This is a genomic window from Actinomadura chokoriensis, assembly GCF_041463665.1.
Lineage (GTDB): Bacteria > Actinomycetota > Actinomycetes > Streptosporangiales > Streptosporangiaceae > Spirillospora > Spirillospora chokoriensis_A.
This window is the reverse complement of sequence record NZ_JAXCEJ010000007.1, coordinates 207,583-232,289: the sequence shown is the minus strand read 5'-3', so window position 1 is coordinate 232,289 and position 24,707 is coordinate 207,583. Positions and strand designations below refer to the sequence as shown.

Annotated in this window: 27 protein-coding genes and 1 pseudogene; 15 read left to right on the top strand and 13 right to left on the bottom strand. The window is 73.0% G+C overall.

The genetic code is table 11. The features are described 5' to 3' along the window. Positions 1-6 precede the first annotated feature (6 nt). The 4 genes from carA to pyrR are packed head-to-tail and all read right to left on the bottom strand — an operon-like array spanning position 7 to position 3,912. The gene (gene carA, locus SM418_RS14745; protein WP_371940903.1) at positions 7-1,134 is read right to left on the bottom strand and encodes a glutamine-hydrolyzing carbamoyl-phosphate synthase small subunit; all 1,128 of its coding nucleotides are present in this window, start codon (positions 1,132-1,134) and stop codon (positions 7-9) included. Beyond that, positions 1,131-2,417, bottom strand: a complete 1,287-nt coding sequence (locus SM418_RS14740; protein ID WP_371940905.1) for a dihydroorotase — start codon at positions 2,415-2,417, stop codon at positions 1,131-1,133. The genes carA and SM418_RS14740 overlap by 4 nt, the downstream gene beginning before the upstream one ends. Beyond that, on the bottom strand, positions 2,414-3,355 hold the full coding sequence (locus SM418_RS14735; RefSeq protein WP_371940907.1) for an aspartate carbamoyltransferase catalytic subunit: 942 nt from the start codon (positions 3,353-3,355) through the stop codon (positions 2,414-2,416). Before SM418_RS14735 ends, SM418_RS14740 begins: the two co-directional genes overlap by 4 nt. Beyond that, entirely contained in the window at positions 3,352-3,912 is a 561-nt protein-coding gene (gene pyrR, locus SM418_RS14730) for a bifunctional pyr operon transcriptional regulator/uracil phosphoribosyltransferase PyrR (protein WP_371940909.1), read from the bottom strand. The genes SM418_RS14735 and pyrR overlap by 4 nt, the downstream gene beginning before the upstream one ends. 434 nt (positions 3,913-4,346) lie before the next feature. Here pyrR and bldD point away from each other — a divergent pair, with 434 nt between their 5' ends. Further along, the gene (gene bldD, locus SM418_RS14725) at positions 4,347-4,841 is read left to right on the top strand and encodes a transcriptional regulator BldD (protein WP_021597992.1); all 495 of its coding nucleotides are present in this window, start codon (positions 4,347-4,349) and stop codon (positions 4,839-4,841) included. 55 nt (positions 4,842-4,896) lie between these two features. On the opposite strand, the gene SM418_RS14720 is transcribed toward bldD, so the two are convergent. Then, positions 4,897-6,306, bottom strand: coding sequence for an MFS transporter (locus SM418_RS14720; RefSeq protein WP_371940911.1), 1,410 nt, complete (start codon positions 6,304-6,306; stop codon positions 4,897-4,899). A gap of 37 nt (positions 6,307-6,343) precedes the next feature. Between SM418_RS14720 and SM418_RS14715 the strand changes: the two are divergent. Beyond that, positions 6,344-6,490: pseudogene (locus tag SM418_RS14715) on the top strand (hypothetical protein); the annotation flags it as partial. Positions 6,491-6,503: 13 nt separating this feature from the next. On the opposite strand, the gene SM418_RS14710 reads toward SM418_RS14715, so the two are convergent. From SM418_RS14710 to SM418_RS14700, 3 genes are all read right to left on the bottom strand, one after another. Next, entirely contained in the window at positions 6,504-7,688 is a 1,185-nt protein-coding gene (locus SM418_RS14710; RefSeq protein ID WP_371940913.1) for a CoA transferase, read from the bottom strand. A 199-nt stretch (positions 7,689-7,887) separates the two neighbouring features. Continuing rightward, the gene (locus SM418_RS14705; RefSeq protein WP_371940914.1) at positions 7,888-8,385 is read right to left on the bottom strand and encodes an SAV_6107 family HEPN domain-containing protein; all 498 of its coding nucleotides are present in this window, start codon (positions 8,383-8,385) and stop codon (positions 7,888-7,890) included. 283 nt (positions 8,386-8,668) lie between these two features. Then, entirely contained in the window at positions 8,669-9,514 is an 846-nt protein-coding gene (locus tag SM418_RS14700) for a L,D-transpeptidase family protein (RefSeq protein ID WP_371940916.1), read from the bottom strand. Positions 9,515-9,537: 23 nt separating this feature from the next. Here SM418_RS14700 and SM418_RS14695 point away from each other — a divergent pair, with 23 nt between their 5' ends. From SM418_RS14695 to SM418_RS14670, 5 genes are read left to right on the top strand one after another with little or no spacing between them, the layout of a single operon-like run. After that, positions 9,538-10,002, top strand: a complete 465-nt coding sequence (locus SM418_RS14695; RefSeq protein ID WP_371940918.1) for a YbaK/EbsC family protein — start codon at positions 9,538-9,540, stop codon at positions 10,000-10,002. A 1-nt stretch (position 10,003) separates the two neighbouring features. After that, positions 10,004-10,354, top strand: coding sequence for an arsenate reductase family protein (locus SM418_RS14690; protein ID WP_371940919.1), 351 nt, complete (start codon positions 10,004-10,006; stop codon positions 10,352-10,354). Between the two features lie 56 nt (positions 10,355-10,410). Continuing rightward, positions 10,411-11,397: a hypothetical protein gene (locus SM418_RS37960; protein ID WP_443098361.1), complete on the top strand. Its 987-nt coding sequence runs from the start codon at positions 10,411-10,413 to the stop codon at positions 11,395-11,397. 9 nt (positions 11,398-11,406) lie between these two features. Continuing rightward, complete coding sequence (locus tag SM418_RS14675; RefSeq protein ID WP_371940925.1) at positions 11,407-11,739, top strand: hypothetical protein; 333 nt, start codon at positions 11,407-11,409, stop codon at positions 11,737-11,739. A gap of 10 nt (positions 11,740-11,749) precedes the next feature. After that, on the top strand, positions 11,750-12,352 hold the full coding sequence (locus SM418_RS14670) for a GNAT family N-acetyltransferase (RefSeq protein WP_371940926.1): 603 nt from the start codon (positions 11,750-11,752) through the stop codon (positions 12,350-12,352). Here the strand turns inward: SM418_RS14670 and metF are convergent. Then, positions 12,289-13,224, bottom strand: a complete 936-nt coding sequence (gene metF / locus SM418_RS14665; RefSeq protein WP_371940928.1) for a methylenetetrahydrofolate reductase [NAD(P)H] — start codon at positions 13,222-13,224, stop codon at positions 12,289-12,291. The genes SM418_RS14670 and metF overlap by 64 nt on opposite strands. A 158-nt stretch (positions 13,225-13,382) precedes the next feature. Between metF and SM418_RS14660 the strand changes: the two genes are divergently transcribed. The 4 genes from SM418_RS14660 to SM418_RS14645 all read left to right on the top strand — a co-directional run bounded on the left by SM418_RS14660 (position 13,383) and on the right by SM418_RS14645 (position 18,428). After that, a complete protein-coding gene (locus SM418_RS14660; protein WP_371940930.1) occupies positions 13,383-14,435 on the top strand; it encodes a polyprenyl synthetase family protein in 1,053 nt (350 codons plus the stop codon). A gap of 77 nt (positions 14,436-14,512) precedes the next feature. After that, positions 14,513-15,055, top strand: coding sequence for a carboxymuconolactone decarboxylase family protein (locus tag SM418_RS14655; protein ID WP_371940931.1), 543 nt, complete (start codon positions 14,513-14,515; stop codon positions 15,053-15,055). Next, the gene (locus SM418_RS14650; RefSeq protein ID WP_371940932.1) at positions 15,055-17,256 is read left to right on the top strand and encodes a beta-glucosidase family protein; all 2,202 of its coding nucleotides are present in this window, start codon (positions 15,055-15,057) and stop codon (positions 17,254-17,256) included. The genes SM418_RS14655 and SM418_RS14650 overlap by 1 nt, the downstream gene beginning before the upstream one ends. A gap of 92 nt (positions 17,257-17,348) precedes the next feature. Continuing rightward, a complete protein-coding gene (locus SM418_RS14645; RefSeq protein WP_371940934.1) occupies positions 17,349-18,428 on the top strand; it encodes a serine/threonine-protein kinase in 1,080 nt (359 codons plus the stop codon). Between the two features lie 73 nt (positions 18,429-18,501). Here the strand turns inward: SM418_RS14645 and SM418_RS14640 are convergent, their stop codons facing one another. The 4 genes from SM418_RS14640 to SM418_RS14625 all read right to left on the bottom strand — a co-directional run bounded on the left by SM418_RS14640 (position 18,502) and on the right by SM418_RS14625 (position 21,193). Continuing rightward, positions 18,502-18,663, bottom strand: coding sequence for a hypothetical protein (locus tag SM418_RS14640; protein ID WP_371940935.1), 162 nt, complete (start codon positions 18,661-18,663; stop codon positions 18,502-18,504). 64 nt (positions 18,664-18,727) lie between these two features. After that, positions 18,728-19,396: a thiamine phosphate synthase gene (gene thiE / locus SM418_RS14635; RefSeq protein ID WP_371940936.1), complete on the bottom strand. Its 669-nt coding sequence runs from the start codon at positions 19,394-19,396 to the stop codon at positions 18,728-18,730. A 125-nt stretch (positions 19,397-19,521) separates the two neighbouring features. After that, positions 19,522-19,896 carry an Rv2175c family DNA-binding protein gene (locus SM418_RS14630; protein ID WP_131943630.1) on the bottom strand — a complete coding sequence of 125 codons (375 nt, stop codon included), beginning with the start codon at positions 19,894-19,896 and terminating at the stop codon, positions 19,522-19,524. 82 nt (positions 19,897-19,978) lie between these two features. Then, positions 19,979-21,193: an NAD(P)/FAD-dependent oxidoreductase gene (locus SM418_RS14625; RefSeq protein ID WP_371940937.1), complete on the bottom strand. Its 1,215-nt coding sequence runs from the start codon at positions 21,191-21,193 to the stop codon at positions 19,979-19,981. Positions 21,194-21,369: 176 nt separating this feature from the next. On the opposite strand from SM418_RS14625, the gene thiO reads away from it, so the two are divergent. The 4 genes from thiO (at position 21,370) to SM418_RS14605 (ending at position 24,686) form a co-directional block, all read left to right on the top strand. After that, positions 21,370-22,518 carry a glycine oxidase ThiO gene (gene thiO / locus SM418_RS14620; RefSeq protein WP_371940939.1) on the top strand — a complete coding sequence of 383 codons (1,149 nt, stop codon included), beginning with the start codon at positions 21,370-21,372 and terminating at the stop codon, positions 22,516-22,518. Continuing rightward, the gene (gene thiS, locus SM418_RS14615) at positions 22,515-22,715 is read left to right on the top strand and encodes a sulfur carrier protein ThiS (RefSeq protein WP_371940940.1); all 201 of its coding nucleotides are present in this window, start codon (positions 22,515-22,517) and stop codon (positions 22,713-22,715) included. The genes thiO and thiS overlap by 4 nt, the downstream gene beginning before the upstream one ends. Positions 22,716-22,808: 93 nt before the next feature. Then, positions 22,809-23,579, top strand: coding sequence for a thiazole synthase (locus SM418_RS14610; RefSeq protein ID WP_371940942.1), 771 nt, complete (start codon positions 22,809-22,811; stop codon positions 23,577-23,579). 144 nt (positions 23,580-23,723) lie between these two features. Beyond that, positions 23,724-24,686: a DMT family transporter gene (locus tag SM418_RS14605; protein ID WP_371940944.1), complete on the top strand. Its 963-nt coding sequence runs from the start codon at positions 23,724-23,726 to the stop codon at positions 24,684-24,686. Positions 24,687-24,707: the final 21 nt, after the last annotated feature.

Below are 24,707 nucleotides of genomic sequence, written 5' to 3'. Positions count from 1 at the left end.
TCGACATCAGCCCCCCACCTTCCGGCCGTCCATCAGCTCGCAGAAACGGTCGAAGAGCCCGGACGCGTCGTGCGGGCCGGCGGCGGCCTCCGGGTGGTACTGGACGCTGAACGCGGGACGCTCCAGGAGGCGCAGCCCTTCGACGCATCCGTCGTTGAGGTTGACGTGGCTGACCTCTGCGGGGCCGTAGGGGGTGTCGAACGGGCCGTCCGCGGGGGCCTGCACCGCGAACCCGTGGTTGTGGGCCGACACGTCGACCCTTCCGGTCGTCCGGTCCTGGACGGGCTGGTTGATGCCCCGGTGGCCGAACCTCAGCTTGTACGTGCCGAGGCCGAGCGCGCGGCCGAAGATCTGGTTGCCGAAGCAGATGCCGAAGAACGGCGTCCCGGAGTCGAGGACGCCCTTCAGCGCGTCCACGGCGTAGTCGGCGGCGGCCGGGTCCCCGGGGCCGTTGGAGAAGAACACGCCGTCGGGGCCGAGGGCGAGGATCTCCTCGGCCGTGCTGGTCGCCGGCAGGACGTGCACCTCGCAGCCCCGCTCGGACATCCGGTACGGCGTCATCGACTTGATGCCGAGGTCGACCGCGGCGACGGTGTAGCGCTTCTCGCCCTTGGCCTTGATGACGTACGGGTCGGTGGTGGAGACGTCCCGTGCGAGGTCGGCGCCCTCCATCGAGGGGCTCTGCCGCACGCGCTCGACGAGCGCGCCCTCACCGGGTGCCACCGCGTCCGCGCCGCTGAAGATGGCGGCGCGCATCGCGCCCTTGTCACGCAGGTGCCGCGTCAGCGCGCGCGTGCCGGGCATGGCGATGCCCACCACTCCCTGGTCGCGCAGGGCGGAACCCAGCGAACCGGTGGCCCGCCAGTTGGACGCCACACGGGCGGGCTCACGCACCACGTAGCCGGCCACCTGGATGCGGCGGGACTCGGGGTCCTCGCCGTTGACGCCGGTGTTGCCGATGTGCGGGGAGGTCATGGCCACGATCTGCCGGGCGTACGAGGGGTCGGTGAGGGTCTCCTGGTAGCCGGTCATGCCGGTGTTGAAGACCATCTCGCCGAAGGTCTCTCCCTCGGCCCCGTACGCGACCCCGTGGAACACCCTGCCGTCTTCCAGAACGAGCAGAGCAGGGTTCATTGAAGCTTCCCTTCCAGGACGGTCGGCTTGCCGCGCAGGAACGTCGCGACGACCCGCCCGGGCAGCTCCAGCCCCGCGAACGGGGTGTTGCGGCTCTTGGAGGTCATCGCGGACGGGTCCACGGCGCGGCGCGGCGACGGGTCGTACAGCGTGATGTTGGCGGGCGAACCTGCCTCCAGCGGACGACCCTGTCCGGAAAGGCGGCCGATGCGGGCGGGACGTGCGGACATCCGGTCGGCGACCCCGGCCCAGTCGAGCAGGCCGGTCTCGATCATGGCCTCCTGGACGACCGGGAGCGCCGTCTCCAGCCCGATCATGCCCATCGCGGCCACCGCCCACTCGGTCTCCTTGGCCTCGACCGGGTGCGGGGCGTGGTCGGTGGCGACGCAGTCGATCGTGCCGTCGGCGAGCGCGTGCCGCAGCGCCGTGACGTCGTCGGCGGTGCGCAGCGGCGGGTTGACCTTGAAGATCGGGTCGTAGGTCTCGGCCCTGCCGTCGTTCAGCAGCAGGTGGTGCGGGGTGACCTCGGCGGTCACCGGGCAGCCCTTGCTCTTCGCCCAGCGGATGATCTCCACCGATCCGGCCGTGGACACGTGGCACACGTGCAGCCGCGACCCGACGTGCTGGGCGAGCAGCACGTCCCGGGCGATGATCGCCTCCTCGGCGACGGCGGGCCAGCCCCGCAGGCCGAGCGCCGCCGACATCTCGCCCTCGTTCATCTGGGCGCCCTCGGTGAGGCGCGGCTCCTGGGCGTGCTGGGCGACGACGCCGTCGAACGCCTTCACGTACTCCAGCGCGCGGCGCATGATGACCGCGTCCGACACGCAGTGGCCGTCGTCGGAGAAGACCCGTACCCGGGCGGCGGAGTCGGCCATCGCGCCGAGCTCGGCGAGCTGCTCGCCGGCGATGCCGCGGGTGACCGCCCCGACGGGCTGGACGTCGCAGTAACCGGCCTCGCGGCCGAGGCGCCACACCTGCTCGACCACTCCGGCGGTGTCGGCGACCGGGTCGGTGTTGGCCATCGCGTGGACGGCGGTGTACCCGCCCACCGCGGCCGCCTTCGTCCCCGACTCGACGGTCTCGGCGTCCTCGCGGCCCGGCTCGCGCAGATGGGTGTGGAGGTCGACCAGGCCGGGGAGGGCGACGAGCCCGCCGGCGTCGACGGTCTGCGCCCCGGCTTCGCCCAGCCCGGGACCGACCTCGGCGATGGCGCCCTCGCGGACGAGGATGTCGGCGGGCTCGCCGCCGAGGATCCGCGCGCCCTTGATGATGTACGTCGTCACTGGGAGACCTCCTGGCCGATGGCAGGCTCGGAGCCCCCGAGCAGCAGGTACAGGACCGCCATGCGGGCGCTGACGCCGTTGGCGACCTGCTCGACGATCGTGGAACGGACCGAGTCGGCGACCTCGGCGGCGATCTCGACGCCGCGGTTCATCGGGCCTGGGTGCATGACGATGGCGTGCTCGGGCAGCTGCGCCATGCGCTCGGCGTCCAGCCCGTAGCGGCGGCTGTACTCGCGCACGGTCGGGAAGTAGGAGGCGTTCATCCGCTCCTGCTGGACGCGCAGCATCATGATGACGTCGCTCTTGGGGATGACGCCGTCCAGGTCGTAGGAGACCGAGCACGGCCACGTGTCGATGGCGACGGGCAGCAGCGTCGGGGGCGCGACCACGGTGACGTCCGCGCCGAGCGTGTCGAGCAGCAGGACGTTGGATCGTGCCACCCGGCTGTGCAGGACGTCCCCCACGATCGTGACCCGGCGGCCCTCCAGGTCACCGAGGCGCTTGCGCATCGTGAACGCGTCCAGGAGCGCCTGGGTCGGGTGCTCGTGCGTGCCGTCGCCGGCGTTGACCACGCTGCCCTGCACCCAGCCGGCGAGGCGGTGCGGCGCGCCCGAGGCGCCGTGCCGGACGACGACGCCGTCCGCGCCCATCGCCTCCAGCGTGAGCGCCGTGTCCTTCAGGCTCTCGCCCTTGGACACGCTCGACCCCTTGGCGGAGAAGTTGATCACATCGGCGGACAGCCGCTTGGCCGCCGCCTCGAACGAGATCCGGGTGCGGGTGGAGTCCTCGAAGAAGAGGTTGACGACCGTCCGGCCGCGCAGCGTCGGCAGCTTCTTGATGGAGCGGCCCGCGATCCGCGCCAGCTCCTCGGCCGTGTCGAGGACGAGCAGCGCGTCGTCGCGGGACAGGTCGGCGGCGGAGATCAGATGGCGGTTCATTCGGCACCCCCGGTCGGGCCGAGCAGGACGGTGTCGCGCCCGTCGTTCTCGTCCAGCAGCACCTTCACGGTCTCCCGCATCGAGGTGGGCAGGTTCTTGCCCACGTAGTCGGCGCGGATCGGCAGCTCCCGGTGCCCGCGGTCGACCAGCACGGCCAGCTGGACGGCGCGGGGCCGGCCGAGGTCGTTCAGCGAGTCCAGCGCGGCGCGCACCGTCCGGCCGGAGAACAGCACGTCGTCGACCAGGACGACGACGCGGTCGTCGACGCCGCCGGGCGGCAGCTCGGTGCGGCCGAGCGCGCGGGCGGGCCGCATCCGCAGGTCGTCCCGGTACATGGTCACGTCGAGCGAGCCCCAGGGCACCGGGCGGCCCTCGACCTCGCGCAGCGCCCCGGCCAGCCGCTCGGCCAGCGTCACGCCGCGGGTCTGGATGCCGAGCAGCAGGACGTCGTGGCCGCCCTTGGTCCGCTCGAGGATCTCGTGTGCGATGCGGGTCAGCGCGCGCCTGATGTCGGGACCCTCCAGAACGGCCTTGGGCCGGGGATCACCGTCCGCCACGCGCCGCTCCTGTCCGGAGGCAGCATTCACCGCCGAAACCTCCTTCCCCGCCTCACGGGACGGGCCTTAAAGGACGTCATGTCGCACCCACGTTAGCAGCCGGCCCGGACCGCTCCGCACCCGGACCGGTCCACGTCTTCGCAGGTGAGAGGGGTCACATTCGATCATGTGCCGGGCGCCGCGGCGGGCCGCCCCGGGCCCGCCGCCGCGCGCCCGGGGCCGCCCGCGGCCGATCCGGACGGCCCGGATCGAGTCCTGCGGATTCGACCGCTTTTTTCCAATCGGCTTGACCTGGGGCCCTACCCGTTTTACCGTCACTGTCCGTAACCATCCCTGGAGACAGACTCCTGAGGCCCCTGGCTTCATGAATCTGTCTCCCCCCGGTGACATGACCGGGGTCCGACGACGACGAAAGTGAGCCTGGGGGCCGCATAATGCCGTCTGAATACGCTAAGGCTCTCGGCGCGCGCCTGCGCGCCATCCGCACCCAGCAGGGCCTCTCCCTGCACGGTGTGGAGGAGAAGTCACGCGGCCGCTGGAAGGCCGTCGTCGTGGGTTCGTACGAGCGGGGCGACCGCGCCGTCACCGTTCAGAAGCTGGCCGAGCTCGCCGATTTCTACGGCGTGCCGGTTTCCGAGTTGCTGCCCGGCGGAGCCGCGCCGAGCCCGCTCGGGCCTACACCCAAGCTCGTGATCGATCTAGAGCGGTTGCAGCAGCTTCCGAAAGACAAGGCCGGTCCTCTCGCCCGCTACGCCGCGACGATCCAGAGCCAGCGGGGCGACTACAACGGAAAGGTCCTGTCCATCCGCCAGGAAGACCTGCGTTCACTCGCGGTCATCTACGACAAGTCCCCGACCGAGCTGACCGAAGAGCTGATCGGCTGGGGCGTCCTCGACCCGGAGGCGCGCCGCGCCGTCGAGTCCTTCTGATACACCCACCACTCGTTCATTCCACTTGTCCGACCGCTTCACCAGCACCACCGCTTCACTGCACCATCGGGACGGGGTCCGGCACCGCGCCGGGCCCCGCTCGGCGTCCGCGCGGCCGGCGGCGCGGGGCGAGCAGGGCCAGCGGCAGGACGGCGGCCATGACGGCGGCGCTCACCGCGAAGCCGGTCGTGTAGCCGCCCTCGCCCGAGACCACCACGATGACGACCGCGCTGATCTGCGTCCCGAGGGACGCGCCGACCGTGCGGATGAGGGTGTTGATGCCGGTCGCCACGCCCGTCTCGCCCGCCGGGACGGCGGCGACGACGAGGTTCGCGACGGCCGCGTAGGCGAAGCCGAGGCCGATGCCCCGGGCCAGGCCGCCGACGTAGAGCTGCCACATCGCGGCGTGCTGGAACGCCACGAACGCGTAGCCGAGCCCGGTCATCAGCGCGCCGCCGAACAGCACCATGCGCGAGCCGATCCGCCGGTCGAGCAGGCCCGCCGTCATGCCCGCGGCGGTCATGCCGACACTCGCGGGGAGCTGCAGGAGGGCCGCCTGCGTGGCCGTCCCGCCGAAGCCGTACCCGGTGCCCTCCGGGAGCTGGACGAGCAGCGGGAACAGCAGGCCGCCGGCCATGAGCGCGTAGCCGGACAGCAGCGAGGCGGCGTTCGCCGTCCAGACTCCGCGCGCCCGCATCATCCGCAGGTCGACCAGCGGCTCGCGGACGCGGCCCTCGACCCACAGCCAGGCGGCGGCGGTCACGGCCGAGAACGCGAGCAGGCCCAGCACCCCCGGCGACGTCCAGCCCCATTCCATTCCCTCGGTCAGCGCGGTCAGCGCGGCCACCAGCCAGCCCGCGAAGAGCACGGCGCCCCACCAGTCGACGCCGGCCGCCGCCCGGGGCGCCGACCGTGGAACGATCCACCAGGCGAGGACGACCCCGGGCACCAGCCCGATGACCGGCACCCAGAGCAGCCACCGCCAGCCGAGCAGGTCGATGACCGGGCCCGCCAGGCACCAGGAGACCGCCCCGCCGAGCCCCAGCATGGAAGACATGAGGCCGACCGCGGACGCGGTCCGGGCGGGCGGGATGACGTCCCGGACGATCGTGTACGCCAGCGGGAAGACGCCGCCGCCGATGCCGCCGAGCACCCGCCCCACCAGCATGACCGGGAGCGTGGGGGCCAGGGCGGCGACGATCATGCCCGCGGTCGCGACCACGAGCACGGTGAGCAGGACGCGCCGCGGCCCGTAGAGGTCGCCGAGCCGCCCCACCACCGGCGTGGCGACCGCGGCGGACAGCGTCATGGCCGTGAGCGCCCACGCGGCGCCCGCCGGCGTCGTGTCGAGCCCCTCCTGGAGCTGTGGCAGCGCGGGCGTCACCACGGCCATGGACAGCGAGTAGGCCATCACTCCGAGGAACGCCAGCAGCGGAACCAGCCCGCGCCCGCCCCGCGCCACCACCGCACCCTCCCATGCTTCGCCGCCCTAACAATCCCATATCGGGACGAAGCACACTCGAACCGGATCCGGTCACCCGCTCCTTCGCGAGCGGTCCCAGCCGGCGTGCGAGCGGGTCGGCCGGCTCGCGAGCGGTGTCAGCCGGCTCGCGAGCGGTGTCAGCCGGCTCGCGAGCGGTGTCAGCCGGCTCGCGAGCGGTGTCAGCCGGCGACGGCGCCGGCGTTCCGCAATGCCGCGATACGTTCCGGGGACAGGTTCAGGACCTGCCGCAGCACCTCGTCCGTGTGTTCGCCCAGCGTGGGGGCCGGAGCGGGAGGCAGGGACGCGCCGCCGGGGCGCAGCGGGGAGCCCGGGGCCAGGTGCGGGCCCACGCCGGGCTGGTCGAGCCGCGCCATGAGCGGCTCGTCCTGCAGCCCGGCCGCCACTTCCGCGAAGTCGCGGTACCTGGACCACAGGACCGACGTGCCCTTCAGCACGTCCTCGACCTGCTCGCACGTGCGGGAGGCGAACCAGGGGGCGAGGACGCCGCCGAGCGCCTCCCGGTGGACGAAGCGGTCGCCGGCGCGGCGGAAGTCGGCGTCGAAGGCGCGTTCGAGGGCGGCGCTCACCTCGCCGAGGCCGGTGGCCTCGACGAGGTCGCGCCAGTGGCGCGCGGTGAGGGTCGTCACCATGACGCGGCCGTCGGCGGTGCTGAAGTCGCGTCCGAAATCTCCGAACAGGTGATTGCCCAGCCGCTGCCTGGGCGTGCCCAGTTGAGCCTCTGCGAGGTACCCCAGGTTTCCTGCGGTGGCCAGGGCGACGTCTTGCAGCGCCACACGGATGCTCTGCCCCTCGCCCGTGCGAAGACGGCGCCGTTCGGCCGCGAGGAGGCCGATGGCCATGTAGAGCCCGCATGCCACGTCCCAGGCGGGCAGGGAGTGGTTGACCGGGGCGTCCTGGCCGGACGGGCCCGTGACCGCCGGGAAGCCCATCGCGGCGTTCACCGTGTAGTCAACGGCGTTGCCCCCGTCACGCGTCCCCTGGAGCTGGACATGGATCAGATCGGGTCTCGCCGCCTTCAGCTCGTCGAAGGTGAGCCCCTGGCGTGGGGGCGCGTTGGTCAGCACGACGCCGCTCTCCGCGACGAGACCGGCGACGACACCACGGCCCTCCGGCGAGCGCAGGTCGGCGGTGACGGACCGCTTGCCCTTGTTCAGCCCGGCCCAGTACAGGCTCCGGCCGGACGGGGCGAGCGGCCACCGGTCGATGTCGGGGCCGCCTCCCACCTGGTCGATCCGGATGACGTCCGCGCCGAGCTGCGCCAGTGTCATCCCGCCGAGCGGCGTCGCGACGAAGCTGGACAGCTCGACCACGCGCATCCCGTCCAGCGGCAAGGTTCCCGTCATGCAGCGATGTCTATCAGGCCCCCTGCCCGGCGCCTCGGGACGGGTCGGCCGGGCAGGGGGACGAGCAGGGCACGTCCGGAGAACGCGCAGGGGATCGCGCCGGCGGGACCGGCTCGGGGGGGGTTGCGGCCATCGCCGGCGCGATCGTCCGAAGGGCGGCCGGTCCCCGGGGAGGGTGGGGACGGGCCTCCGGAAACGGCTAGCTGGCCTCCGGGACGGGCAGGGTGGGCTGCCCGTCGATGCCGAGGGTGTCCTCGACGAGGGTGACGAAGACCTCCGCGTCGTGCACGAGCTCCTCCGCCTCGCGCGGGGTCACGGCGCGCGGGAGGCCCGCCTCGGCGGCGGCGCGCTTGTCGGCGCCGGCGGCGAAGAACGCGGCCCACTCGCGCAGCGCGGGCTCGGCCTCGGGCAGCAGCACCCACACGCTGCGCGGACGGCCGCGGCGGTGGGTCTCCAGGGGGTCCTTGGAGGCCAGCACCGCGGCGGCCGCGCGCAGCGCGGCCAGGTGGGCGCAGACGTAGCGGACGGCGGGCGAGGTGGCCTCGGCCGCCTCGGCGAGGCCCATGCGGGCGGCGTGCAGCTGGCCGACGGCCGTGTGCGCCGGACGCGGCGCGGGCAGCGGACGGTGGCGTGGGCTCGGTGGCGGGACGGACTGGGCGGCGGAGTGGACTCCGCGTGCGGTCATCGTTCCGGACATGTGTGCCTCCTTCCGGGCTCGGGCCGGCCGGGCGGAGAGCTTCCCCTCACTCCGCCCGGCCGTCCGTCCCGCCGAAACACCGCGATCGGCGGGGACGTCGCCCTGGCGCGGGCCGCGAGTCCCGCACCAGCGTCGAACATAAGTTCGACGCATTCCCCAGTAAACAGCCCTGACGACGATTCGTCAACGTGTTCGAACGCGTGTCGCCCACCGCAGGTCAGCGGGCATGAGGGCAGGACGGCAGCGGGGTAGGGCAGTTCGCCGAGGGCGCCGGCCGGGGCGCTTAGCGGGGTCGCCTGACGTGCACCGGGACGTCCGTTCCCAGGAGGCCCGGGAAGTACTCGGCGATGTGCATGGGCATCCGGACGCAGCCGTGCGACGCCGGGTACGCGGGAACGTCCAGGGCGCCGTGGAAGGCGATGCCGCCGTTGAAGTAGATCGGGTTGTACAGGCGCCCCAGGGGCGAGGTCTCCCAGCCGGTGAAGCGGCGTCCCGTCCGGAAGTCGCCGGTGCCGGTCGTGGCGTAGCGGCACCGCGGCACGGTGGCGCCGCGGTCCTTGGCGCAGTAGTACTCCCCCGACCCGGACGAGATGTGCGAGATGAGGCGCGGCCTGCCGTTCTCGTAGAGGACGAGGTACTGGCGCTTGAGGTCGACGTCGACGCGGTCCTTCTCGCGCTTTTTGGCGATCGGACGCGGTTCCTTGGGGGCGTCCAGGGCCTCCCAGAACGACGGCCCGAGGGTGCTCTTCTGCTTGAGGCGGTTGACCGCCTGGAACGCCCACACGGCCATCTGCGTGGACGGCCCGTACTTCGCGTCCACCTTGCCCGGGTCGTAGTTCAGTTCCTTGAGGCGCCGCTGGAGCGCCTCGACTTCGGGCCCCTTCGCGCCCGGCTTCAGCCTGCGGCGCGTCGGCGTGGGCGCGGGCGGGGACGTGGGCTTCGGCCTGGACGTCGGTGTGAGCGTGGACGTCGGTGTGAGCGTGGACGGCGACTTCGCAGGTGCCGTCGCGGTCGGCGAGCCCTCCTGTGCCCGGGGTTCCGCCTGCTCCGTCCCGTTGCAGCCCGCCAGAGCGACGCCCGCGACAAGCAGAACAGCGCTCTTCCGCACGTCGACCCGTATCCCGCGCATGAAGGAAGCTTAAAGTGCTTTCCATGCATCCGAATGCCGAAATCGTGGCGAAGGCCTTGCTCGACCAGGGCGCGACCGGGGCCGTCGTCGAGCTGCCCGACTCCGCGCGGACCGCGCAGGCCGCGGCCGACCAGCTGGGCTGCGAGGTGGGCGCCATAGCCAACAGCCTTCTGTTCGACGCCGACGGGGCGCCGCTGCTGGTGATGACCAGCGGCGCGCACCGCGTGGACACGGTGAAGATCGCGGGCCTGGTGGGCGCGGCGAAGGTGCGGCGGGCGACGCCGGAGTTCGTGCGGGAGGCGACCGGGCAGCCGATCGGCGGCGTGGCGCCCCTCGGCCATCCCGCGCCGATCCGTACGCTCGTGGACGTCTGGCTGGACAGGTACGACGAGGTCTGGGCGGCGGGCGGGCACCCGCACACCGTCTTCCCCACGTCGTACGAGGAACTGCTGAGGATCACCGGGGGCACCCCCGCGGAGGTGGAGTGACATGGAGATCTGGCATAACCCGCGCTGCTCGAAGAGCCGCGCGGCGAAGGCGGCGCTGGACGAGGCGGGCGTCGAGTACACCGAGCGCCGCTACCTGGACGAGCCGCCTACGGCGCGGGAGCTGGACGAGGTGCTCACCCGGATCGGCGCCGAGCCGTGGGACGTGGCGCGGCTGAACGAGCCGGTCGCCAAGGAGCTCGGGCTCAAGGACATGGAGCGCGACCGGGCCCGGTGGATCGAGGTCATGGTGGCGAACCCGGTGCTGATCCAGCGCCCGATCGTCCTGACCGGCGAGGGCGCCGTGGTGGCGCGGGACGGCGAATCGGTGCGCAAGGCCCTCGACAGCCGGTGACACGGATGTGATTCTGGGGAGTCGAGGAACGACGAACGGTGACCTCCGGAGGTGCGATGACCGCGCAGATGCGCACGGGCCCGGTGGCGCGCGACCCCGAGTTCCGGGGCATCGACCCGCCCGCGCTCAATCAGGTCATCAAGCAGCTGCAGGACGCGCAGAACGCGATCCAGAGCTGGCTGAACGCGCATCGCCCCCCTCCGGGGGTGTCGGCGGCCGGGTACCGGCAGGCCGACCAGGTGGCGCAGTGGGCCGCCGACCAGCTCGGGATGCTGTCGCGCCGCTACAACTACGCGATCACGCATCCCTCCCCCGGCGGCGGGGTCGGCGCCCCGACGCCGCCCGCCCCCGCCCCGGTGGTGCCGGGCAAACCCGGCGGAGCCCCGGCCGGAACGCCCCAACCCGTCAAGCCGCCGCCCGGGAAGACGACACCCTCCAAGACAGCACCCTCCAAGACAGCACCCTCCAAGACAGCACCCTCCAAGACAGCACCCCCCAAGACTGTGCCTCACCAAGCGACGTTCAGGCCCACCCCGAGGGGCGCCGGCGACATCGGCAACTTCCCCACCCGGCAGGCCGCCGCCAAGGCCGCAAGGACCGACGCCCTGGTCGTGGTGACGGCCGTCCAGGACGGCAGGCCCGTCCCCGACTCGGTGTGGAAGCACCTCAGAGCCAACGCCGACGACCCCGACTACACCGAGAAGCTGTACGAGCGGCTCGGCCCCGCCGCGACGGCCGATCTGCTCAAGGCCGCCGGCGAGCAGGATGCCCGTGGGAACGGCGCCGATGGGGACGGGGCGAATCTGAAGGCCGTCCAGGAGTCGCTCGGCGTGTCCAGCCACCACATGACGATCGACGTGAAGTGGCTGCGCACGTTCCTGGCCGAGGCCGACCGCGCCGGGATCCGTCCCGTCGCCGTCCAGGTGCTCACGGGGGCCGGCATGAGCGAGCGGACGCGCGCGGCCGTCGCCAAGCTCGACCTGAGTGAACCGCGGGCAGACACCCCCCAAGCCACCAGCCCGCATACGACCACTGTCGCCTGAGAGGTCGCCATGGCCGCTCCACCGCCCCCCGGCAGCCTGCCCCTGCCGCTCACCGGCACGGCGGCCGCGAAGCTGTCCCCGGCCGAGCAGCCCAACCCGGAGTACCAGCGGATCTACCAGGCGTACGCGGACGCCTACGGCAGCATCGACCGGCTCCGCCAGGCCCTCGACGCGCCGGTGAAGGCCCTCCGCGGGACGGACGCGTGGCTGGGTCCGGAGGCGCGCGTGTGGGGCGGGCAGCTCGACGCCAACCGGGGGACGCTGAAGAAGGCCGCCGACCGCATTCTCTGGGACATCTACGATCGGCTTTCCGCGACGCAGCGGACCATCCCCCGGGTCTAGTCTCTGTCGGGTGAGGGACCCGAAGCTGCGCGAGATCGACCAACGCGCCTTCCTACGCAGGCTCAACCCCATGCTGGACGTGTACGCGGCCGCGATGGAACCGCCGGACGAGCAGCTTCCCGGCCGGCACACCATCATGGAGAGGCACGCCTCGTATCCGGGGTTCCGCGCGTTCGTGGTCGAGCGGCGCGGCGCGCTGCCCGTCCTCACGGGTCCGGTCCAGGGGTTCGCGTACGGCTTCCACGGGACGCGCGGCCAGTGGTGGCACGACGTCGTCCACCAGGCGCTGTCGGACCGGGAGGGTCCCGAGCACGCGGAGGAGTGGCTGGAGGACGCGTTCGAGGTCGCCGAACTGCACGTCCATCCGCGGGCGCAGGGCAGGGGGCTCGGCCGGAGCCTGCTCAACGCGCTGTGCGACGGCAGGCCGGAGCGGACGGTCGTCCTGTCGACGCTGGACAGGCGGCCGGAGACCCCGGCCCGCAACCTCTACCGCTCGGTCGGCATGGTGGACCTGCTGAGCGACTTCGAGTTCCCGGGCGGCGGGCCCCGCTACGCGGTCATGGGCGGCACGCTGCCCCTCGCGCCGTACTCTCCGGCGCCGAGGAGGGAGTAGACCTCGCGCGTCGCCGTCGACTTGTTGAACGTGATGAAGTGGATGCCGGGCGCGTCCTGCTCGAGGAGTTCGCGGCACAGTTCGGCGGCGTGCTCGACGCCGAGCCTGCGCACCGCCTCCGGGTCGTCGGCGACGGCGTCGAACCGGGCCCTGACCTCGGGCGGGAACGGCGCGCCGGACAGCTGCTCGGACCGCTCGATCGTGCTCATCTGCGTCACCGGCATGATGCCCGGCAGGATCGGCACGTCGCAGCCTGCGGCGGCGACGCGGTCGCGGAGCCGGAAGTAGTCCTCGGCGCGGAAGAACATCTGGGTGATCGCGTAGTCGGCGCCGGCCCGGCACTTCTCCACGAAGTAGCGGACGTCGCTGTCGACGTCGGGCGAGCGCGGGTGCTTGTAGGGGAACGCGGCCACGCCGACGCAGAAGTCGCCGTAGGAGCGGATCATCCGGACCAGCTCGGCGGCGTACTCGACGCCGTCGGGGTGCTTGACCCAGTCCCCCATCGGGTCGCCGGGCGGGTCGCCGCGCAGCGCGAGGACGTTGCGGACCCCGGCCGCGGCGAACCGGCCGATGAGGTTGCGCAGCTCGGCCTGGGAGTGGTTCACGGCGGTGAAGTGCGCGACGGGGGTGAGCGTGGTGTCGGTCGCGATGCGCTCGACGATGTCGACGGTCGTGTCGCGGGTGCCGCCGCCCGCGCCGTAGGTCACCGACACGAAGGTCGGGTGCAGCGGCTCCAGCTCGCGGATCGCGCGCCACAGGTTCCGCGCGCCCTTCTCGGTCTTGGGCGGGAAGAACTCGAACGAGAAGGACCTGCCGCCCGCGGCCAGCAGCTCGCGGACGGTCGGGGGCCGGTCGGGGCGTGCGCGTCGCATTCCCCAAGCCTACAGAAGCCCCTCGAAGGGCCCTGGAGCCGCCGGTGCGCGTGATGCTCGCCACACCTTGCGGCTCTTTTATCCGTATTTCTGGAAATCCAGCGACTTCTCGCTTATGTCAGCAAGGTTGAATCCGCCCAGGTGGATACGATCTCGACATGTCGACCAGCCGCATTCGCAAGGAGGTCGACGAGGCCCTCCTCGGCTTCGTCGACCGGCAGCGCCCGGCCCTGCTCGCCATCAGCGACGACCTCGGCCCGCTACTGTCCGCCCTCGACGCCCTGCTCGGCGGCGGCAAGCGGCTGCGGCCCGCGTTCTGCTACTGGGGCTGGCGCGCCGCGGGCGGCGAGAACGCCCCCGGCATCGTGGCCGCCGCCGCGTCCCTGGAGCTGCTCCAGGCGAGCGCCCTGATCCACGACGACGTGATGGACTCCAGCGACACCCGCCGCGGCCAGCCGTCCGCGCACCGCCGGTTCGAGGCGCTGCACCGGTCCCAGGCGTGGCCGGGCGACGCCGAGGCGTTCGGCGGCGGCGCGGCCATCCTGCTCGGCGACCTGTGCCTGGCCTGGTCGAGCGAGATGTTCGAGACGTGCGGGCTGGACGCCGACCGCCTCCGGCGGGGGCGGGCCGTCTACGACGTGATGCGCACCGAGGTCATGTGCGGCCAGTACCTCGACATGCTGGAGGGCACCCGCGGCCTCGCGACCGTCGCCACGGCGCTGCGGGTGGTCGAGTACAAGAGCGCCAAGTACACGATCGAGCGTCCGCTGCACCTCGGCGCCGCGCTGGCCGGGGCCCGCCCGGACGTGACCGCCGCGCTCACCGGCTACGGCCTGCCGCTCGGCATCGCCTTCCAGCTCCGCGACGACGTGCTCGGCGTGTTCGGCGACCCGGCCGCGACCGGCAAGCCGGCCGGCGACGATCTCCGCGAGGGCAAGCGGACCGTGCTGATCGCGTTGACCCAGGAACGCGCGTCCGCCGCGCAGGCCGCCGCGATGCGGCGCCGCCTCGGCGACCCCGCCCTCGACCGTCCCGGCGTGGACGAGCTGCGCACGATCATCGAGGAGACCGGCGGCCTCGCCGCCTGCGAGGCCATGATCGAGCGCTACCTGCGGGACGCGGAGCGGATCCTCGACTCCGCCCCGATCACCGCCGAGGCCCGGGACGCCCTCGCCGAGCTGGCGGTGGCCGCCACCACGCGCAGCACGTAAGTGGCCAATGACACAATCTGGCCAAATTTTACCGGTGGGCTAGAACTCTCCCACTGATCAGTGGCAGAAATGTCGCCATGTGCGCCGACACCCCGCGGAACCGCGTCCCGCGATTCGATCCGCTGCCCGAGGACGAGTGGGACGAGGTCCTCCAGGCCGTGGCCGCCACGACCGGGCCGCTGAACGTCTTCACCACGCTCGCCCGCCACCCGGAGCTGTTCCGCGCGTGGATCGGGTTCGGCTCGATGCTGCTGTTGAAGGGAACCCTGGGCGCCCGGGACCGCGAGCTGGCGATCCTGCGGACGGCGCACCTGCGCTCCTGCGACTACGAGTGGGACCACCATCGCGGGCTCGGCCGGGACGCCGGGCTCACCGAGGCGGAGATCGCGGCGCTCCGGCTCGATCTCGACGGCCACGACTGGGGCGACGACGACCACATGGTCCTCGCCGCGGCGGACGAGCTGCACGCGTCCGGCACCCTGTCCGACGCGACGTGGACGGAGCTCGCCACCCGGTTCGGGGAGCGCGAGCTGATCGAGCTGGTCATGCTGATCGGCCACTACCACATGGTCGCCTTCACCCTGAACGCGCTGCGGGTGCAGAACGAGGAGGGGCACTGATGCGCCCGGCACGGTGCTCGTCGGCGCGGTGTTCGTCGGCACGGTGCTCGTCGGCGCGGTACTCGTCGGCGCGGTGGCCGCCGTTGGCGGGCGCGCTCGCGGCCGTGCTGGCGATGACGGCGCTCTCCGGTCCCGGAGCGGCGCGGGCGGAGGCGGGGCGCTGCGGGGACCCGGCTCAGCGCCCGTGGTGCGACACGGCGCTGACGCCGGACCAGCGGACGGCGCTGCTGCTGCCGCGGATGACCGAGGACGAGAAGATCGCGCTGCTGGCGTCCGACGACCCGTTCGGCGGCCCGCTCGGCGGGTTCTTCGAGGACGCGCACGCGGACACCAACCGCGGGATCGAGCGGCTCGGCATCCCGCCCGTCTACATGTCCGACGGCCCGGCGGGCGTCCGGCAGGGCAAGGCGACCGCGCTGCCCGCGCCGATCGCGCTCGCCGCGTCCTTCGACCCGGACGCCGCGCGGCTGTACGGCGAGACGGTCGCGTGGGAGGCCAGGCACCGCGGCAACGACCTGATCTTCGGCCCGACCGTCGACGTGCTGCGCACGCCCCGCAACGGCCGGACCTTCGAGGGCTTCGGCGAGGACCCCCACCTGTCCGCGACGCTCGGGGTGCCGTGGATCAGGGGCGCGCAGGCGCAGGGCGTGATGACCTCGGTCAAGCACATGGCCGTCTACACGCAGGAGACCTACCGGCTGTCGCTGGGCATGAACGTGGCCCCGCGAACGCTCCGGGAGATCTACCTGCCGCCGTTCGAGGCCGCCGTGAAGCAGGGCGGCGCGGCGACCGTCATGTGCGGGTTCGGCAAGCTCAACGGCCGGTGGGCGTGCCAGGACGACTCCGTCCTCAACAAGATCCTGCGGTCCGAGTGGGGCTTCGAGGGGTTCGTGCCGTCCGACCACACGGCCGCGCAGGACACCGCCGGGGCCGCCAACGGCGGGCTCGACATGGAACTGCCGCTCGGCATGAAGTACAACGCGCTCCTGCTGAAGACGGCCGTGGCGCAGAAGAAGGTCACGCAGGCGACCGTCGACGGGCACGTCGGCAACATCCTGCGGACGATGTTCGCGTTCGGGGTCTTCGACCGGCAGGCGTACCCGAACGACCTGTCCCGCGTCGACCGGACGGCGAGCGAGACCGCCGCGCGGCGGATCGAGGAGTCCGGGATCACGCTGCTGAAGAACGACGGCGTCCTGCCGCTGGCGGCGCCGAAGTCGATCGCGCTGATCGGGCGGTCCGCGCGGGACGCCCAGAGCGGGTTCGGGTCGGCGAGGATCGTGCCGTTCACGACCGTCAGCGCGCAGGACGGCATCGCGCGCCGCGCCGGGTCGGGGACCAAGATCACCTACACCGACGGCGACGACCGCGGCGCCGCCGCCACCGCGGCGCGTGACGCCGACGTCGCCATCGTGTTCGCCACCGACAGCCAGGGCGAGTTCTTCGACAAGTCGTGCCTGACGCTCCAGTGCGGCGACCCGCTCCGAGGCGACCAGGACGGGCTGATCTCCGAAGTCGCCAAGGCCAACCCCAACACGATCGTCGTCCTCAACACGGGCGGCCCCGTGCTGACACCCTGGGCCGGCCAAGTGAAGGGCGTCATCGAAGCCTGGTATCCGGGCCAGGAAGCGGGGAACGCCCTCGCGCGCGTCCTGTACGGGGATGTAGACCCAGGTGGACGGCTGCCCGTGACGTTCCCCGTGGGCGAGAACGACGCGCCCGCGTCGGGGAACCCCGCGCAGCACCCCGGTGTCAACAAGACCGTCACGTTCTCCGAGGGCGTCATGGTCGGCTACCGGCACTACGACGCGGAGGGCATCAAGCCACAGTTCCCGTTCGGGTACGGCCTGTCCTACACGACGTTCGCCTACAGCGGGCTCAAGGCGACCACCAAGGCGGTTCAGGTCACGGTCACCAACACGGGCAAGCGCGCCGGTGTGGCCGTCCCGCAGCTCTACATCGGCATGCCGTCGGCAGGGGTGGACGTGCCGCAGCCGCCCAAGCAGCTCAAGGGCTACACCAAGGTCACTCTCGCGCCGGGCCAGAGCACCACGGTGACGTTCCCGCTGTCCTCACGGTCGTTCGCCTACTGGAACGAGGAGGCGAAGGCGTGGAAGGTCGCGGACGGCTGCTACAAGGTCATGGTCGGCTCCTCATCCCGACAGATCATTCAGAACGGGACTCTGGGGACATGCAGCTGAAAACAAAGATCTCGGTTCCCCTGCCGTGCTCAGCCGTGACGCGGTACAAATGAGGAAATCTTCGTCCGTCCCCGCCGAGTCGGAGTCCCCCTGTGCCGCACGACACCTCCCACGGGAGGACGAATCCCCATTCCGCCCGTCCCGCCGCCGCCCGGTCCGGGCGGCCCGGGCGCTCAGGGCATCCCGCCCGAGCCGCCAAGTCCCGGTCCGGGCAGGAGCACCAGAAGGGCGCGTCCCGTCCCGCACACGGCCGTGACCGGCGGCACGAGGTGCCGCTCGGCCCCGACGACCCGCGCGGCCTCGGCGGGTACACGCTGCTCGGCAGGCTCGGCGAAGGCGGCCAGGGAGTCGTCTACCTCGCCCGGGACGGCGAGGGCGAGTTCGTCACGGTCAAGCTGCTGCGCGGCGGCGAGGCGGCCGGGCAGCGGGCGCGCAGCCGCTTCGTCAAGGAGGCGGACGCGGCGCTGCGGGTGTCGGGCCGGCACACGGCGCGCGTGCTGGACGCCGACATGACCGGCGACCGCCCCTACATCGTCAGCGAGTTCGTCGAGGGGCCCTCGCTCCAGCACGTCGTCGCCGACCGCGGCCCGCTGCCGGCCCCGCAGCTGCGCAAGGTCGCGGTGCGGACGGCGGCGGCGCTCGCCGCGATCCACCGCGCCGGGATCGTGCACCGCGACTTCAAGCCCGGCAACGTGCTGCTCGGCCCGGACGGCGCCAAGGTCATCGACTTCGGCATCGCCCGCACCGCCGACGCGACCCCGCTGACCACCGGCCCCGTCGGCACGCCCGCGTACATGGCGCCCGAGCAGATCGAGGAAGAGCCGGTCGGGCCGCCCGCCGACGTGTTCGCCTGGGGCGCCGCGATGGTGTTCGCCGCGACCGGGCGCCCGCCGTTCGGCACCGGGCCGAGCGCGGCCGTGATGCGGCGCGTCACCGCCCGGCCGCCGGACCTCGGCGACATGCACGGCCCGCTGCGCGACCTCGCGGCCCGCTGCCTGGACAAGAACCCGGCCGCGCGGCCGACCGCGCCGCAGCTCGTCCGGGCGCTGCGCGACGGCCGGAGCCCCGCGCCGAAGCCGCGCCCGAGGCAGATCCCGCGCTACCGGTGGCGGATGATGGTCGCGCTCGGCGCCGTCGTCGTCGCCGGGTTCGCGCTCGGCATGATGTTCTGACGGACCCTCTCACCGGGGAGCCGCTCTCGCGGCGAGCTCTCGACACGGGCTCTCAGGCTCTCGACACGGGCTCTCACCAGTGAGGCGGGCGGTCCTCCAGCAGGCGGGCGTCATCGTCGCCGCCGCCGCGCCACTCGCCCCAGCCCGTGTCGGTGTCGTCGGACGTCTGGTCGGGCAGGATCCGCAGGTCGTCGTCCAGGTCGACCGTCCGGTCGTCGTCGGGTCCGAGGCTCATGGCCACCATTCTCGGTGATCGTTCCCGTGACCCGCACCATGATCTAGGTCAAACCCCGACATGTTCAGGTCGCCAGCCTGCGCGCGAACTCCGCCGCGGCCGCGCCGGGGTCGTCCGCCTCGGTGATGGCGCGCACCACGACGACGCGGCTCGCGCCCGCCGCCAGCACCTCGCCGAGGTTCGACAGCTCGATGCCGCCGATCGCGAACCACGGCCGCGCCGCCCGCTGCTCGGCCGCGTACTCCAGCAGCTTCGGGCCGGGCGCGGGACGGCCGGGCTTGGTCGGCGTGGGCCACACGGGCCCGGCGCAGAAGTAGTCGGCGCCGGGTTCCACCGCCGCCGCCGACGCCTGCTCGCCGGAGTGCGTGGACCGCCCGATCAGCATGTCGCCGCCGACGATCTCGCGGGCGGCGGGCACCGGCAGGTCGTCCTGGCCGAGGTGCAGCACGTCCGCGCCGACGGCGTGCGCCACGTCGGCCCGGTCGTTGACCGCGAGGAGCGCGCCGTGCCGCTCGCAGGCGGCCCGGAAGATCTCCAGGTACGTCATCTCCTGCCGGGCCTCCAGGCCCTTCTGGCGGAGCTGGACGATGTCGACGCCGCCCGCGAGGACGGCGTCGAGGAAGCCGGGCAGGTCTCCTTGCCGTTCCCGCGCGTCGGTGCAGAGGTAGAGGCGGGCTCGGCTGAGCCGGGCGCGCAGCGCGACGGCGCGTTCGGAGGGGAGATGCCTGGACACGGCCGGATGTCTTCCTTTCACAACTGATCGCGGGGTCACGCGGCGGCGCCGTCCGCCGCGCGTGACCCCGCGATCCTGTCACGTGCGCTGTGTTCCGTTGCTACCGGTGGTCTGGAACCGGTGGTCTAGAAGGCCAGCGCCTGGGCCCGCCGGCGGACCTCGGTCCCCCGGTTCTCGGTGAGCGCGTCCACCGGGGTGCCCGGCAGCGTGTCGTCGGCGGTGAACAGCCAGCGGATCGTCTCCACGTCGTCGAACCCGGCGTCCGACAGGAGGGTCAGCGTGCCGGGCAGTCCCTTGATCACCTGGCCGTCCTTGATGAAGGCCGCGGGCACCATCGGCTCGCCGCCCCGGCGGACCGCGAGGATCCGGTGCTCGTGGATGAGCTGCTTGATCCGGTGGGGCTTGATCCCGAGCCGTTCGGCGGTCTCGCGGAGGGTGAGCCATTCGCCGGCGAGGGCGTCGGTCCGGGGGTCGAGTGCGCTGTCAACGGTTGCGTGCATCTGCGTCACGCCCCCTTGCTACCACGCCTTCGGAATCCTCAAACCCGCTGGACAGCCGTTGCCCGCCCGCCCGCGATCGCTGTCAGCGAACTGCCTGCCGGACGGGGACGTCCGGGTCGGCGATCGCCTCGGGGTCCACCGGCGTCCCGGCGGCGATCAGCCGCCGCGCCTGCACCAGGTCGCGCGGCCTGTCGACGGTGAGGATCGCGTCGAGGCGGTCGCCGGTCAGCCACACCACCGCCCACTTGCGGCCGGACGGGTCGCCGCGGTGCACGAGCCGCTCGGACGCGGCGTGGCTGCCCGCGTACTGCACCATGCGCCCGAACTGCTCGGACCAGAAGTACGGGGCGGCGTCGTAGCCGCCGTCCTGCCCGAGGAGGGCCGCGGCGGCGATCTCCGGGGCGTTGAGGGCGGTGTCCCAGTGCTCGACGAGGAGCCGCCGCCCGTACCGCGACGACCACCAGGCGGCGCAGTCGCCGACCGCCACGATGTCGCCGCGGAGGGAGCCGGGCTCCTCCTCGCCCTGGTAGACGCGGAACGAGCCGTCGGTGACGACGCCGCGCTGCACCAGCAGGCCCGAGCCCTCCAGCCAGGACACGGCGGGCCGGACGCCGATGCCGACCACGACCTCGTCCGCGTCGATCCGCCCGCCGCCGGCCAGCGCGAGGCCGCCCTCCTCGACCGCGGCGACCTTCACGCCGGTGCGCAGCTCAACGCCCGCCTCCGCGTACCAGGGGGCCGTCAGCGCGCCCACCTCGGCCCCGATCGCGTTGGCGATCGGGGCGTCGGCCGCCTCCACGACGGTGACGCGGCAGCCCTTCTTCGCCGCGGTGGTGGCGACCTCGGCGCCGATCCAGCCCGCCCCGACGATCACGATGCGGGCGCCCTCGGTCAGCCGGGACCGCAGGTCACGAGAGTCGTCGACGGTCCGCAGGACGTGCTGCGGGCCGTCCCCGGGCAGCGTGATCGGGGTGGCGCCGGTCGCGATGACCAGCCCGTCGAACGGAAGGTCGCCCGCGGTCGAGGCGACGACGCCGCCGCGTCCCGGCTCGTCCGGCCGCAGCGCGGTCGCGCGCTCGCCGAGCAGCAGGTCGCAGCGCAGCGCGTCCCAGTCGGCGTCGACGGTCGTGTCGTCGGACTCGCCCGCGAGGACGGCCTTGGACAGCGGCGGCCGGTCGTAGGGCCGGTGCCGCTCCGCCGACAGGAGCGTCAGCGCGCCCTCGTACCCCTTGCTTCGCAGGGCTTCCACGGCGCGCACGCCGGCCAGCCCGCCACCCACGACGATGACCCTCTCCATGACGGTCAGCCTAATGTGCCGCGTTTTTCGGATGGACACCTGTCCAGGAGTTGGCACGCTTTACCGAGGTCGTAAGGTGGGAACCGGATACAACGGCACAGAGCGCGGGAGTCCGGTGCGACCGGGCTGAGAGGGCGGCTGGAACGGGCCGCCGACCGCCAGACCTGATCCGGATCATGCCGGCGAAGGGAGCGCGCGTGGAGATCGTGATCGTGGGCGCGGGGGTCATCGGCCTCGCCACCGCCTGGCGCGCCGCGGCGGGCGGCGCCTCCGTCGTCCTGGTCGACCCGGCCCCCGCGAGCGGCGCCTCGTCGGTCGCGGCGGGCATGCTCACCCCGGTCAGCGAGCTGACCTACGGCGAGGAGCCGCTGCTGCGGCTCGGCCTCGCCTCCCGCGACCGGTACGGCGCGTTCGTCGCCGAGCTGGAGGACCTGACCGGCCTGGACACCGGCTACCGCACCGACGGGCTGCTCCAGGTCGCCTCCGACGCCGACGACCTGAAGTACCTGGAGGACCTGCGCCGCTTCCAGGAGAGCCTCGGCATCCCCGCGCAGCCGCTGACCGGCCGGGAGTGCCGCCGGGCGGAGCCGATGCTCGCGCCCGGCGTGCGCGGCGGCCTGCTCGCCCCCGAGGACGGCTCGGTCGACCCGCGCCGGCTGACCGCGGCGCTGCTGGCGGCGGCCGGGCGGCTCGGCGTCCGGCTGGTGCGCCGGCGGGCCGCGCGGATCGTCGTCGAGGGCGACGCGGCGGCCGGGGTCGGGCTGGACGACGGGACGGTGCTCCGCGCCGACCGGGTGCTGCTCGCGGCGGGGCCCTGGTCGGGCGACCTCGACGGGCTGCCGCCCGGGACCGTTCCACCCGTCCGCCCGGTGAAGGGCCAGGTGATCCGACTCCGCGCCCGGGTCCCGTTCCTGCGGCGCACCACCCGGGGCCTGGTGAAGGGCTCGTCGGTCTACCTGGTGCCGCGCGCGGACGGCGAGATCGTCCTCGGCGCCACCCAGGAGGAGCTGGGCTTCGACACGCGGGTCACCGCCGGTGGGCTGTGGGAGCTGCTGCGCGACGCCCGCGAGCTGCTGCCCGGCATCACCGAGCTGGAGTTCGCCGAGGTCACCGCCGGGCTGCGTCCCGGCTCCCCGGACAACGCGCCGGTGATGGGCCCGACGGCGCTGCCCGGCCTGTTCGCCGGGACCGGGCATTTCCGCAACGGCGTGCTGCTCACCCCGGTGAGCGCCGACATCCTGTCCGCGATGCTGCTGGACGGCCCCGTCCCCGAGGTCGCCGGGCCGTTCACCCCCGACCGTTTCTCCGCCGAGGTGCAGGCATGAAGGTGATCGTCAACGGTGCGCCGCGGGAGCTGCCCGAGGGCGCGAGCGTGGCCGACGCCGTCGCGTCCGTCACCACCGCGCCGACCGGCGTGGCGGCGGCGCTGAACGACGAGGTCGTCCGCCGGTCCGCGTGGGCGTCGACGGTGCTGCGCGACGACGACCGGCTCGAGGTGCTCACCGCCGTGCAAGGGGGGTGACCGCCGCATGGAACGGAGCGCAGCGAAGTGCAATGCGGCGGTCACCCCCCGCCCCCGGAGGGCCCCACAAAGACCCGTACAAGGAGGCTGAAGATGTCGGACCCGCTGGTCATCGCCGGAGAGGAACTGGGCTCGCGGCTGATCATGGGCACGGGCGGCGCGCCCAGCATGCACGTGCTGCGCGAGGCGCTGACCGCGTCCGGGACGGAGCTGACCACGGTCGCGATGCGGCGGGTGGACCCGTCCGCGCGCGGCTCGGTGCTGGACGTCCTGAAGGAGTGCGGCATCCGGGTGCTGCCGAACACGGCCGGCTGCTTCACCGCCGGGGAGGCCGTGCTCACCGCCAAGCTCGCCCGCGAGGCGCTCGGCACGAACTGGGTCAAGCTGGAGGTGATCGCAGACGAGCGCACGCTGCTGCCCGACCCGATCGAGCTGGTCGAGGCCGCCGAGCAGCTCGTCGACGACGGCTTCGCCGTCCTGCCCTACACCAACGACGACCCCGTCCTGGCGCATCGCCTGGAGCAGATCGGGTGCGTCGCCGTGATGCCGCTCGGTTCCCCGATCGGGTCGGGCCTCGGCATCCGCAACCCGCACAACATCGAGCTGATCGTCGAGCGGGCGAACGTCCCGGTGGTCCTGGACGCCGGGCTCGGCACCGCCTCGGACGCCGCGCTCGCCATGGAGCTCGGCTGCGACGCCGTGCTGCTGGCGACCGCCGTCACCCGCGCGCGGCACCCGGAGCGGATGGCCGCGGCGATGCGGCTCGCGGTCGAGGCCGGCCGGCTCGCCCGGCTCGCCGGGCGCATCCCGAAGCGCCGCTACGCGCAGGCGTCCTCCCCCTTCGAGGGCATCGCGACCTCGTAGCATCGCTAAAGATCCCCCTGTAGGAATATTCGCTGGACCTGAAACCCGCGGGTCAACAAACTGGGCGGGTTCACCCCGGGCATGCCGCAACCCGGCACGTTCCTTCGGTGTTCATGGAAACGACCCATACCTAAGGTGCGTGGCATGCAACACGAGAACACGGGTCGCGTCGACAAGCGCGCGGTCGCCGCCGCCACGGTCACGGTCGTGCTGTGGGCGTCCGCCTTCGTCTCGATCCGCAGCGCCGGAGCCGAGTACGGTCCCGGCGCCCTCGCCCTCGGCCGCCTCCTGTCCGGGACGGTCGTGCTCGGCGCCCTGTGGCTCGTCAGGCGCGAGGGCCTGCCGCCGCGGGCCGCCTGGCCCGGCATCGTCGCCGCCGGCGTCCTGTGGTTCGGCGCCTACATGGTCGCGCTGAACTGGGGCGAGCAGCTCGTGGACGCGGGCACCGCCGCGCTCGTGGTCAACATCGGCCCGATCCTGATCGCGCTCCTCGGCGGCTGGCTGCTCAGGGAGGGCCTCTCGTCCCGGCTGATGGCCGGCATGGCGGTGTCGTTCGCCGGCGCCGCCGTCGTCGGGCTGTCGATGTCGGGCGAGGGCCGCGCGTCCGTCGGCGGGGTGCTGCTCTGCCTGGTCGCCGCCGTCACCTACGCGGCGGGCGTGGTGAGCCAGAAGCCCGCGCTGCGGCACGCCTCCGCCCTGCAGTTCACCACGTTCGCGTGCGCGATCGGCGCGCTCGCCTGCCTGCCGTTCTCCGGGCAGCTCGTCTCGCAGGCCGCGGACGCCCCGGCCGGCGCCACGCTGAACATGGTCTACCTGGGCGTCTTCCCGACCGCGCTCGCCTTCACCACCTGGGGTTACGCGCTGGCCCGCACGTCCGCCGGAAAGATGGGGGCCACGACCTACGCCGTGCCCGCCCTGGTCGTCGGCATGTCGTGGCTCTTCCTCGGAGAGGTCCCCGGGCTGGTCACCCTCGCCGGCGGCCTGCTCTGCCTGGCGGGCGTGGCCGTCTCCCGCAGCAGCGGCCGCCGCGTCACGCCGGCCACTGCCGAACCCCGTGTCCCGGAGGAATCACCCCCCGGGCTCATCGATGCTCATACTCGCGACTGATGAGACCCACTCCAGTTCGCC